General features: G+C 36.4%; 8 protein-coding genes. 5 read left to right on the top strand and 3 right to left on the bottom strand.

What is annotated here, in order from left to right; translation table 11 throughout:
* Positions 1-90 precede the first annotated feature (90 nt).
* The 3 genes from ZPR_RS22680 to ZPR_RS17510 all read right to left on the bottom strand — a co-directional run bounded on the left by ZPR_RS22680 (position 91) and on the right by ZPR_RS17510 (position 2,416).
* The gene (locus ZPR_RS22680) at positions 91-1,203 is read right to left on the bottom strand and encodes a PAS domain-containing protein (RefSeq protein ID WP_187288241.1); all 1,113 of its coding nucleotides are present in this window, start codon (positions 1,201-1,203) and stop codon (positions 91-93) included.
* A 112-nt stretch (positions 1,204-1,315) separates the two neighbouring features.
* Positions 1,316-1,639: a hypothetical protein gene (locus ZPR_RS17515; RefSeq protein WP_013073092.1), complete on the bottom strand. Its 324-nt coding sequence runs from the start codon at positions 1,637-1,639 to the stop codon at positions 1,316-1,318.
* A gap of 108 nt (positions 1,640-1,747) precedes the next feature.
* Positions 1,748-2,416, bottom strand: a complete 669-nt coding sequence (locus ZPR_RS17510; RefSeq protein WP_041579057.1) for a M15 family metallopeptidase — start codon at positions 2,414-2,416, stop codon at positions 1,748-1,750.
* Positions 2,417-2,488: 72 nt separating this feature from the next.
* Here ZPR_RS17510 and ZPR_RS17505 point away from each other — a divergent pair, with 72 nt between their 5' ends.
* The 5 genes from ZPR_RS17505 (at position 2,489) to ZPR_RS22675 (ending at position 12,971) form a co-directional block, all read left to right on the top strand.
* On the top strand, positions 2,489-3,277 hold the full coding sequence (locus ZPR_RS17505) for an XRE family transcriptional regulator (RefSeq protein ID WP_013073090.1): 789 nt from the start codon (positions 2,489-2,491) through the stop codon (positions 3,275-3,277).
* Between the two features lie 62 nt (positions 3,278-3,339).
* A complete protein-coding gene (locus ZPR_RS17500; RefSeq protein ID WP_041579056.1) occupies positions 3,340-6,111 on the top strand; it encodes a helix-turn-helix and ligand-binding sensor domain-containing protein in 2,772 nt (923 codons plus the stop codon).
* A 240-nt stretch (positions 6,112-6,351) separates the two neighbouring features.
* Positions 6,352-9,390: a SusC/RagA family TonB-linked outer membrane protein gene (locus ZPR_RS17495; protein ID WP_041579055.1), complete on the top strand. Its 3,039-nt coding sequence runs from the start codon at positions 6,352-6,354 to the stop codon at positions 9,388-9,390.
* A gap of 10 nt (positions 9,391-9,400) precedes the next feature.
* Complete coding sequence (locus ZPR_RS17490) at positions 9,401-10,897, top strand: RagB/SusD family nutrient uptake outer membrane protein (protein ID WP_041580092.1); 1,497 nt, start codon at positions 9,401-9,403, stop codon at positions 10,895-10,897.
* Between the two features lie 10 nt (positions 10,898-10,907).
* The gene (locus ZPR_RS22675) at positions 10,908-12,971 is read left to right on the top strand and encodes a hypothetical protein (RefSeq protein ID WP_049771477.1); all 2,064 of its coding nucleotides are present in this window, start codon (positions 10,908-10,910) and stop codon (positions 12,969-12,971) included.
* Positions 12,972-12,973 lie beyond the last annotated feature (2 nt).

Genomic DNA, 12,973 nt, shown 5'->3' with positions numbered 1-12,973 from the left:
AATTCTTTAAGATTAAAATAAAAAAATCGCCTTATGTAAGTAAGGCGATTTTTTTATGTAAAATATTGATGGACTATCTTTTTCTGTGTATTAATAGATGTCTTTAAAACTTGTTTTGATTTTCTGGTAGTTTTCGTTAAGCCCTTGGATCTCCTCGTCGATTTCTTCAGATACAATTTTGATATACTTGATGATTTTCCTGTTGTTTAGCATATCACTATCATCAGAAACTTCTAATAAGTTAATTAATCCTAGCATATTGGCTATAGGGCGACGCATAATATGAGAGATATCGAAAATGATCTTTTCGATTAACTCCAGGTAATTTTTTTTATCGGTTACATCTCTAAAACTTCCATACCAGACAATTTTACGACCCGGGAAGTTATCAGGGAATGCTCTGGATTGATGCCACGAGATAGTTCCGTCTGGATTTAAGATTCTATAGGTAATATCCCAGTCTTTTTTATGCCTCACAGCATCGATAAAAGTATTTTCTACCATCATACGATCTTCCTGGTGTATAAAATTTAATGCTTTAAAAGGATGAGTTTTAAAATCTTCTGTATCCAGGTGCGGCAGTAAATCCTTTATAGTTTCATTAATATAGGTAAAATGAATACGTTTATCTTCATTCACTTCAAGCTGAAAAAGGGCATCCAGAGAATGATTACTCAGTTTATTGAACTTCGAAATGCTATTTTTAAGGAGGTTGTTTTGCTGAATATGTTCCTTTTTATGTTCTAAATAATTGATAGTTTGTTTAGCTAAAATCTTAAGTGCCTTTATTTGTAAGTTAGTTAAATCTCTATCTTTTGTGTCGATAACGCATAAAGTGCCCAAAGTAATTCCCCCAGCGGTAGTTAAAGGTGCACCCGCGTAAAAGCGAAGATTTGGATAGCCCACAACGAGTGGATTATTTTTAAACCGAATATCTTGTAATGGATTTTTTACAATAAAGATTTCATCCGGTTGTTTTATGGCATATTTACAAAAAGAATCTTCTATGGGAGTCTCTGCTATATTAAGGCCAATTTTAGATTTAAAGCACTGTTTCTCCAGGCCAACAAAACTGATTAAAGAAATAGGAGTATCACATATAGCCGCTGCCATTTGTGTTAATTCATCTAAAATTTTTTCTGAGGTTTTATCTTTAAACTTAAAACTGCTTAAAACCTCCTGGCGAAGTAGCTCTTCTTCCATTTTACTGTAAACCATTAACTGCGGTAAAATAGAAAAAATAATGTATGAAAATTAAAGAAAATAGGATTTTCTGATAAAAAGTAAAAAATAAGGGATAAAAAATGAATATTTATTAACCTGCTTTGTTTAGTACAGCTTTTTTATTGGGAAAGTTGAAAAAATCTTCTTCCGCTTCCTCAGCTTTTATAAGTACAAATTCTGATGGAGAAGTAGGAGTTCGTTTAAAACTGATCTTAATCTTATAATTAAGCGTTCGATCCTGGGTATAAAAAGCACCTGTTTTTTTGTCAAAGCCACCTTCTGTGGTACAGCAAATACTAATAATCTGGTATTGCTGAACTTTTTGAAGAATTTGAAGATCCAGGTTCTTTAATTCGTAGCTGTCTTTTAATTGCTGTAATCGGTTTTGTAATCTTAGGGATTTGAGGTTTTCCATATTTTGATTGATTTTTCACAAAATTAATCGACTATAATTTTAAATAATTATAATCATTTTTAAATATAAGGTTAAAAATCAATAAAGTATAAGGTGTTTTGTTAAAGCTTATTTAATAGTATAGTTAAAGTATGTGTCAGGATAAGGTTCGTTTCTTAGTGTGTAGTGCCACCATTCTTCACTATATGGCCTAAAACCATAAGTACTCATTATAGATTTTAAATATAACCTATTAGCTTTTTGCTTTTCAGTTATATTCATAAAGTTATGATGTGAACGCTCCCCAAAAAAATCGTAGGAGCCTCCCATATCAACCTCTTCTAAACTTTCGGCATCTATGATAGTCAGATCTACAGTACTGCCTCTGGAATGTCCAGATCGAGTGGCAATGTAACCCAGGTTAAAGAGATTGCTTTTCTTTTTTTCGGGATAAAATTCAGCTTTAGTAAGTGTATCTTCCGCGATACGGGCCCATTCTATAAAGCTATTTACGGCTCTTTGTGGACGGTAGGCATCAAAAATTTTTAAGCAATAGCCATCATTTTCCAGTTTTTGCTGGATTTTTTGCAGGGCTAACGCAGCTTCTCTGGTTAGAATTATTTTTTCGGCTTCATAACCAGGTACAGGTTTACCGGTAAAGTTATTACTACCAAGATAACGCAATTCAATCTGGATATCAGGAATAATATCATTCAAATAAACAAAACCGTCGGGTAACTGAGGGTAAGAAAATTGGAAAAAAAATAAGGAACAAATAATGAATATTTTCTTTAGCATAAAAATGTTTTATCAGTAGGAATTAGTCCAAATAATTTGCATCTTGCATGGAATATTTCCTAATAATGAGTTATGGCAGCATCTTCAATCGAAATTAAGCATTTTAAAGAAGTAAGAGAAGAAAATAATTTTACTCAGGCCGAATTTGCAGAAATTTTAGGAATAAAAAATTCTACGGCAGATATTGAGCGGGGTAGAACTAAGCTTTCCGGAAAAGTAGTTTCTGAATTATTACGACAATTCGGTATTAATCCACTTTGGTTATTTGGGGATAGTGGGCAAAAATACCTAAAGATTTCTAAAGGGGACGTAAGCCCAAAAGTAGTTACGGTAGATAGAAATACTGATAATGAAAATATCGTAATGGTGAACCAAAAAGCGGCTGCCGGGTATCCCCATAATGTTCAGGATGTAGAATGGTATACTCAATTACCGGCTTTCGAAATCCCGTTGCCCGAATTTAGAAACGCCAGTTATCGTGGTTTTCAGGTAGAAGGGGACAGTATGCTCCCTAATTATCGTCCTGGCGAATGGGTGATGGCTAAAGGTATTGCGGGTATGGAAGAAGTGAATAATAATCGCGTTTATGTAGTAGTGATGTACGATTCTGTTTTGATTAAGAAAATACAGCGACTTCCAGATCCTTCTAAGCTCTTGCTTATTTCTTTAAATGAAGAATATTTACCTATAGAAGTGAAGCTTGGGGACATTCAAGAGTTGTGGCAGGTAAACAGTAAGCTAACTTTTAATATAGATAATCCTTCAGAAAATGGCTTGTTTCAGCAATTACAGCAATCAATGGAGGATTTAAAAAAGGAGTTGCGACAATTTAAAAACAATAATTCTCCAAAAATTTCCTAGGGAGGCATACGCTTTTTATTGTAGTTTTAGCAGAATTGATATTTTTACCAAAAGCTATTATTATGCGTTGGTTAGTTCTGTTAATTTTATTTCTTCCGTCTTTATCCAAAAGTCAGGAACTTCCTCCAATTACCAATTTTGATACTAAAATTTATAATGGTGGAAACCAGAACTGGATGATAAGCCAGGCAGAGAATGATTGGATGTATTTCGCTAATAATTCAGGCTTATTGTCTTTTAATGGTGAACAATGGAATCTGCATAAAATGAAAGCGGGGAGTCCCGTGCGTTCTGTGAAAGTGGTGGATAGCTTAATCTTTACAGGTGCTTATATGGATTTTGGGTATTGGCAAAAGAATTCTTTTGGAGCACTAAATTACACCTCACTTTTAGAAAAATTACCTACAGGGATACGGGATGGTGAGCAGATCTGGCATATTGAAAAGTTTGGGGATTATATCGTTTTTCAAAGTCTTAGCAGATTGTTTAGCTACCACATCCAAAATGAGACGATCAATGTGATCGATCTTGGTAAGACGATAGCAAATCTTTATAAATCTGGTAATACCGTTTACTTTCAGGTGGCCGAAGATGGGTTATATTCCATAAAAAGTGGAGGTATACAAAAGGAAGTCGGTTTTAATCAAACCGGGGCCAAAGCAATTATACAGGTTTTTCATTGGAATGATCAAAAAGTAGCGGTAACCCGTGATGATGGCTTATTTTCTTTTACACAGTCCAATTGGGAAAAAATTTCTATCCCAAATTATCCAATGTCCTCCAGTTTTTTTAGTGCAAGGTATACCGATGATAATATGCTGGTGCTGGGCAGTATTGGAGATGGCTTATTTATTCTGAATTTACTAAGCGGTGATTTGCAGCAAATCGTTCAGCCCGATATCCTTAATAATACGGTTTTGTCTTTATTTGAAGATGATGCAGGGCATATTTGGTGCGGATTGGATAATGGGATAAGCTTAATAGAAAAAGACAGTCAATTTTCTGTATTCTCAGACATTACAGGCAAGCTTGGTACCGTTTATTGTAGTGTGATGTACCAGGATCAGTTATATCTTGGCACTAACCAGGGGCTGTACAGGCGGGATCAAACATCTAATAGTTTCGAGCTAATTGAAGGAACCAGCGGACAGGTATGGAGTTTACAAGAGTATGATGATCAACTTTTTATTGGTCACGATCGCGGTACTTTTATTCTAAAAAATAAGAACTTAAACTATATTTTTGATAGCTTGGGTACCTGGCAGGTGATTCCTTTTGATGGTGGGTTTCTACAGGGGCATTATAATGGTTTAAGTTATTTTAAAGAAGGCCAAAGTTTTAATAATATCTCTTATTTGGATGGTTTTAATCTTTCTTCCAGAAATATTCTGAATGAAAACGATAAAGAAATATGGGTAGGTCATGATCATAAAGGTATCTTTAGATTGAGACCAGATCTCTCCAGTTCTAAAATCGAAATTGTAAAAAATTACCCGGTAGATTATAAAGATGCCTCTGGCATTAAACTTTTCCGGTTTAACAATGATATTTATTATGCTACCGCACATACCATTTTTAAATATGATGCGGTTTTGGATGCATTTACTGCTGAGAATAAGCTACAGCAGGCATTTAATAATTTGAGCAGAAGTACCGGTATTTCTGAAATTACCCCTGATGGGAAATGGTGGACTTTTGCAGAAAGTGAGATCTATTATACCGTAAAGGATGCTTTTCAGGATGGTATGAATGTATCCGCCATCCCACTTTCTTATGAATTCAGGAATATTTCCAGCGGTTTTGAAAATCTATCCCAAATTGGTGAAAATCAATATCTGGTGGGAAGCAATCATGGGTATGCTATATTTAATACACCTTTTACACAAAATAAGATATCTGAATTAGAAATTAATAGGATTGAAATTGCAGATAAAGGTCTGGATTTTGAATTAATCGATAAGAAGCAGCGATATCCAGAATTTAAGAATTCGGAAAATTATTTCAATTTTTATTTTAATACACCCGTATACCAGAAGTTTGCTAATGTAACTTATAGCTACCGGATGAAGGGATTCACAGATGTATGGACACCATTTAGATCCTCGAGTATGGCTTCTTTCGAGAATTTACCTTACGGGGATTATGAATTTCAGGTGAGAGCAAGATATAATACTAAAGATATTAAGGAGAAAACCTATGCGTTTGCTATAGAAAAACCCTGGTTTTTATCAAACTTTGCCATCTTTATCTATGTTGTATTACTGGTCGTTATCATTGTTATTACTCATCATTTTTACACCCGATATTATAATAAAAGGCATGCACAAATGATTAAGGTGCAACAAAAGAAAGCTGAAATGCAACAGCTTGAAGCGCAGCAGGAGATCATGAAACTTAAAAATGAACAATTGGAAGCAGATGTGTCTTCTAAAAATAGGGAATTGGCAGCTTCTACTATGAGTATTATCCGTAAGAGTGAGGTTTTAAATCAGATTAAAGACGAGCTTACTTCCATAAAAAAATTAGATGATATTCAATCAGTGTTGAAAACCGTGGATTCAAATATCAATGAAGAGGATAACTGGAAATTTTTTAAAGAAGCTTTTGATAATGCTGATAAAGATTTTTTACAAACGGTAAAATCCAGACATCCTAATCTAACTTCAAATGATTTAAAATTGTGTGCTTACTTGCGACTGAATTTATCCTCAAAAGAAATTGCTCCCCTTTTAAATATTTCTGTAAGAAGTGTAGAGATTAAACGATATCGTTTGAGAAAAAAGATGGATTTAGCTCACGAAGAAGGGTTGGTAGAATACATCCTAAGTTTCTAATTCCTTTACAAGTTTAAAATTTACCTCAACATTACCTCAACATTTTTGTAAAAATCTCATTTATGGTAAGTTAATCTATCTTTTTTAAATCCTTTTGAAACATCATTTTCACCACGGTTTATTAGCATATTCTCAATTTTAACACTAAAAATTTATGATGTATACTTTTTGTAAGGGTTATAAATTCGTGTTAAGCTTTTATTAAATACTAATTTGCGTACTAAACAAAACAATCAACAAATGAATAGAGTACTGTTACTTATTTTATTTTGTATGCTTTCATTTGGCATACATGCTCAAACGTTTTCGGTTTCGGGTACAGTTTCAGAAGATGAAACACAAATGCCACTACCCGGAGTAAATGTTGTAGTGAAAGGAACTACAAATGGAGTGACTACCGATTTTGACGGTAATTATTCCATAAATGATGTTTCTCAAGGAGATGTGCTTGTATTTTCTTTTATAGGTTATACAAGTAAGGAAGTGAAAATTACCAACCAGGATGCTATAGATGTCATCTTAAGTGTCGATTCCCAGGCATTAGATGAAGTTTTGGTAATTGGTTATGGAGAGCAAAAGAAAAGGGATATTACCGGAGCGGTTTCTAACGTAGGCGCTGAAACAATTTCTAAATTAGAGCCGGTAAATGCTGCCCAGGCATTACAGGGAACAACCTCAGGGGTGAACGTTACCCCAACCGGAGGTTCTCCCGGAGCTGAATCCAATATCAGGATTCGAGGAATTTCTACAAACGGGCAGAACAAACCACTTATTATTCTGGATGGTTTTCAATATGAAGGAGGATTAAATAGCATTAACCCTCAGGATATTCAAAACATTACCGTTCTTAAAGATGCTCAGGCAGCTATTTATGGTACTATTGGTGCAAACGGTGTGATTCTGGTAACGACTAAAGCCGGTAAGAAAAACCAAAAAGCTAAAGTTTCTTACGAGGGTTATACCGGTATCCAGGAAACAACCAGAAAATTACCGGTATTAAATGCTACAGAATACGCGTTGATCTTAAATGAGAGTTATGCCAATGCTGGGCAGGCATTACCTTTTTCCAATATTAGTGATCTTGGTGCAGGTACAGACTGGCAGGACGAGGTATTTCAAGAAGCTTTGGTAACCAGCCATAACCTTTCGGTCGTAGGAGGTGAAGAAAAAATCACCTATTCTATCGGTGCTTCAAATCTAAAGCAGGAAGGTATTATTTCTCCTGAAAAATCACAGTTTGAACGTAGTACGGCAAAAATCACCTTAAACGCTGATCTTACGGATAAACTGAATCTGCAAACGAAATTATTTTATAATAGTACAGAGAGTAGTACGGTAAATAGTTTTAGTTTAGGTTCTGTGTTATTTAATGCTGCTAACATTGCACCAACTATAGATCCTTCTGTTAGCAATCTTGATGGGCAAATTAATTTGGGGAACGAGGTGGTAAACCCGTTAACTCAATTAGATAATACGTATAATAAATATATTACTAACCGTTTAAGCGGTACGGTACAGGCAAGTTTAGATTATGCCAGGAATTTAAATTTACAGGCACGTATAGGTTTTAATACCAGCAATACTAAAAACCGGGATTTTACCCCCCTGTTTAACTATGGTACCGGGAAGATTTATACCAATGCAAATAGCTCGGTTACGCTGGGTAAGATTAATGATAATGATTATACATTCGATCTTTTTAATACCTACGAAAATACTTTCGGAGATGATCACGATGTAACTTTCCTTATCGGTATGACAGCCTATGAAACCAATGGCGAAGGTCTTTATGGATCCAGAACCGGGGTACAGGCCAATAGCTGGAAATTTGCAGATTTAAGTAGTGCTAACGGTACTGGAGAAGAACAAACAAACTCTTCGTATGCTTATAAGCTTAGAAGATTATCTTATTTTGGAAGAATTCAATATGCTTTTCAGGATAAGTATTTATTATCTGCGATGTTACGTCGTGATAGTTCAACCAAATTTGGACCTAACAATCGTGTTGCGTATTTCCCATCAGCAACTGCAGGTTGGGTAATTTCAGAAGAAAATTTCTTTAACGAAGATGGTTTCCTTAATTTCTTAAAACTACGCGGTAGTTACGGTATTTTAGGTAACGATCAGATTCCGGATTTTGGTTATTTAGCGTTATTAGGAGGAGAAGCAACCTATGTTCTTGGTCAGGACCAGCTATTAGTAAACGGTCGAGCGTTAGGACAGTTAGCTAATCCAGATTTACAGTGGGAAGAAGCGAAAAAGTTTGATGTTGGTTTAGATGCTAACTTCTTAAATAGCAAATTCGAATTCACTGTAGATTATTTTATTAATAATCGTGATAATCTGTTAATCTCTAATATTCCGGTTTCAGGAATTTATGGAGTGGGAGCACCTGCTTCAGGTAGTCCTACAATTAACGCGGGATCTGTTAGAAACTCAGGTTGGGAATTTGCCTTAAGCTATAGCAACAACTTTAGCGATGATTTCTCTTTCAATACCTCATTCAACATAAGTACTTTAGAAAATGAGGTGACTCAGGTTAACGGAACCGAGTTTATTGAAGGAGGGAACTTTGGTGTAGGGCAGCCTCTGATCTCCAGAATGGAAGAAGGAAAACCAATAGGTTATTTCTACGGTTATCAAACCGATGGAATTTTCCAGACTCAGGCTGAGGTAGATGCACATCCGTCGCAATTAGCATTGGGGGCAGAAGCTATGCCGGGAGATATTAGATATAAAGATCTAAATGGAGACGGAGTCATAGATAATAAAGACCGTACCGATCTTGGTAATCCAATCCCAAAAGTAACCTTAGGTTTCAATTTAGGGTTTAATTTTAAGAATTTCGATTTCGCAACCTATATGTTCTCTAATCTTGGGAACGACATTGTACGTAATTACGAAAGAGATCAGCCTAACGTAAACAAAATGAGTTACGTGCTGGATCGTTGGACGGGTGCGGGAACAAGCAATACGGTGCCAAGAGTGACTACGGCAGCTACTGCTAATAAGGTATTCTCAGATTTCTATATAGAGGATGGTTCTTTTGCGAGAATCCAAACTGTGAGCCTTGGATATACTATTCCGTCTGAATTTACACAGAAGGTATCTATCGATAAGTTTAGGATCTATGGAAAAGTGGATAATGTGTACACATTTACCGAATATTCAGGATACGATCCAACTGCTTCAACAGGTGCGCCAATAGGTGGAGGAATCGATTTAGGATTCTATCCTTTGCCAAGAACATATATGTTAGGTGTAAATCTTGAATTTTAAAAAAATGATGATGAAGATAAATATCAAAAGAAATATAATTTTGGCAGCAATTGCCGCTTCGCTGGGAATTACCTCCTGCGGGGATGATTTTGTAGAAGTAGATCCTCCGTATGGAATTAACTCTGATTCCTACTTCACTGCAGAAGATGATTATTACAATGCATTAATAGGAACGTATGATATTTTACAAAGTACCTATGCGAATGTAATCCTGGGTGAGATCGCCTCGGATAATGCTCATGCCGGCGGGGAAAGTGCAACAGATGTGATTGGCTGGCAACAGGTAGATCGTATGCAACATACTCCGGTAAACGATAACCTTGACGATATTTGGGACTGGAATTTTGCGGGAGTATACCGTGCCAGTTTTATGTTGGAAAATGCCGATAATATCGATTTTGAAGGTAAATCTCAATTATTAGCGGAAGCCCATTTTTTAAGAGCCTATTTTAATTTTGAGTTACTAAAATGGTTTGGCCCCATTCCTATTAAACCTGAAGGTAGATTTACGTTAGGGGAAGCAAAAACAATTCCTAGATCATCAAAAGCTGAAGTTTATGCACTGATCGAACAGGATTTAACCTATGCCGAAGAAAATTTAGCGGTAAATGCTCCCGAAGTTGGTCGTGTTACCAAAGGTGCAGCGCAGGCTTTATTGGGGAAAGTTTATTTATATCAGGATAAATTTTCTGAAGCTGCGACCGAACTTCAAAAAGTGATCAATTCTGGTAAATATCATCTTTATGGTACTCAGGGTGATGAAGATTACGCTAACCTGTTCGAGTATTCCGCAGAGAATAGTGCAGAATCAGTTTTCGAAATTCAATATACCGGTACTGAGGGGGCTGGATTTGGATGTTTACAGTGTAGCGAAGGTAATGTAATGGTTGGTTTTAGCGGAATTAGAGGTTATGCCGGTCCTGTTTTTGAATCGGGTTACGGCTTTAACCTACCTACAGAAGAAGCATACAATTCTTTCGAATCTGGAGATGCCAGACAGGAGGTAAGCTTACTTGATATCGAAGCCTGGGCTGCAGAAACCGGAGCCACTTACAATATAGGTAATCAGGATGAGGTTACCGGACATACCGGTTATTATAACCGTAAATATTTGCCAAGACAAAACGATAACCTTGGTGATGCCAATTTAACGCAACCAAATAATTACAGAGCGATTAGATATGCAGATGTATTGTTAATGGCAGCAGAGGCTTTAAACCGTGGCGGTATTGATGATGCCCAGGCGAGAGCTTATTTAAATATGGTTAGGGATCGTGCCGGTTTAGCACCGGTAGATGATAGCGGTACAAGTCTTACTGAACAAATTTATATGGATAGAAGGTCTGAAATGATAGGAGAAGGCCACCGATTCTTTGATTTGGTAAGAACAGGTAGAGCCGAACAGTTTATCGATGGATTTACTACTGGTAAAAATGAAGTGTTCCCTATTCCATTAGAAGAAATACAATTTGCTCAGGGTAACTGGGATCAAAACGCTGGTTATTAAAATATAAATTATGAAGAATTATATTACATCAATAATAGCATGCTTCTCTATTCTTTTTGTTATCTCATGTTCAGATGATGATAGTTTAGAAAGTGTAGATATCGCAATACCATCAGATATTTCTGCCAAGTTTACAATAAAGCAGGATAATTCTGGTGAGGTAAGCATATTCCCGTCGGCAAATGGCGCAAATATGTTTAGTGTGGATTTTGGAGACGGCAGTGAAGTTTCCGATGAATTTACTTCGGGTAACCATGTAGAACATACCTATGCTGAAGGGCAATATGATGTTACTATTTATGCGATGAATTTAAATGGCGAAGTTGCCGAAGCTTCGCAATCTTTAAATGTATCCTTCCTCGCTCCAGAAAATTTAGAAGTAGTCATCACTAAAGATCAGTCGAATCCTTTTAAGGTAAGCGTTACGGCAGCTGCAGAGAATGCTGCTGGTTACGAGGTTTATTTTGGGGAAGATACAGATGATCAGCCAACAATGATTATGGAAGGCGAGACTGCTGAATATGAATATGGGAATATAGGTACGTACACCATTCGTGTTGTAGCTTTAAGTGGAGGAGCTGAAACTACAGAATATACTGAAGAAGTTACGATTGTAGATCCTTTACTGTTGCCAATCGATTTTGAATCACAAACCGTAGCTTACAACTTCTATAATTTTGGCGGAGGTGCCCCTACAGCTTCTTTAGTTGCTAATCCCGCACCAAATGAGGTGAACGAAAGTGCTACTGTAGCTTCATATACCAAGCCATCAGGTTCTGAAACCTGGGCGGGAACTTCCACTACTTTAAACGAAAATATCGATTTTAGTAGTACTACGTACATTGCTATGGATGTTTATTCTCCAAAAGCAGGTATTCCGGTATTATTTAAGGTTGAAAATTCAGCGAATTCAGATATCAATGCTGAAGTGACTACAATGACGACTAAAGAAAATGAATGGGAAACATTGATTTTTGATCTTTCAGCAATCGATCCTTCACAAACTTATAGTGTTATCGCATTGTTCTTTGATTATAATACCTCTGGTAACGACAATACGTATTACTTCGACAATATTAGATTAGCAAATCCTACGATAGTAGAGTTGCCGGTAACTTTTGAAGGTAATGCAAATGCATATCAATTTTTCGAATTTGGAGGGGCGCCAACCGCTCTTGTTACAAATCCAGATATGAGCGACGCTAATCCTAGCGAAACTGTAGCTAAAATGACTAAAACACAAGGATCTGAAATTTGGGCGGGTGCTTATTTCGATTTGGATAATGCGGTAGATTTTACCAAAGACGATCAGTTAAGTTTAAAAGTTTGGTCACCAGAAGCAGGTATTCCGGTAACTTTAAAATTTGAAGACCCAAGTGACGGTGATATAGCTTTCGAAGTCAATGCGACCGTAACTGAAGCCAATACCTGGCAAACATTAACTTTTGACTTTAGTGAGGCAGATGCAAATCAAAATTGGAAACGCGCTATTGTTTTTATGGATTTAAATACTGCAGGAAAAGGATTAGATTATTATTTTGATGATCTTTCTTATGTAAGCGATCAGCCAATGACAGCTCCAAAACTTCCATTAACTTTCGATTCAGTTTTGGTAGATTATAGCTGGTCTGGATTTGGGAGCGCAAATGCAACTGTTATCGAAAATCCGGATGCTTCTGGAATTAATACCAGCACAAAAGTAACCGAGCTTGTGAAGAATGACGGAGCAGAAACCTGGGCCGGTGTTTCCCAACGTTTGGGTGGAGCAATAGACTTTAGCAAGGGGACAACGATCTCTATAAAAACCTGGTCACCTAAAACAGGAGCAACGATTCTATTGAAATTAGAAAATTCTAAGTCAGAACCAGATGCTAATGGCAATCCATCAGTGATAGCAGAGGTACAGCAAACAACCACTGTAGCAAACGCGTGGGAAGAACTTGATTTTGATCTTACAAGTTTTGGAGCCTTTGATCCTAATGCCGGTTATGATACCGTGGTTGTTTTTTATGGCTTCGGAAACACAGAAGGTGGTACGTTCTACTTTGATGATATTCAAATTAAAAATGACTAAAA

The sequence above is a fragment of the Zunongwangia profunda SM-A87 genome, from assembly GCF_000023465.1.
GTDB classification, from domain to species: Bacteria; Bacteroidota; Bacteroidia; order Flavobacteriales; family Flavobacteriaceae; genus Zunongwangia; species Zunongwangia profunda.
The sequence above is the reverse complement of the archived record's forward strand: the minus strand, read 5'-3'. Positions and strand labels throughout refer to the sequence as shown.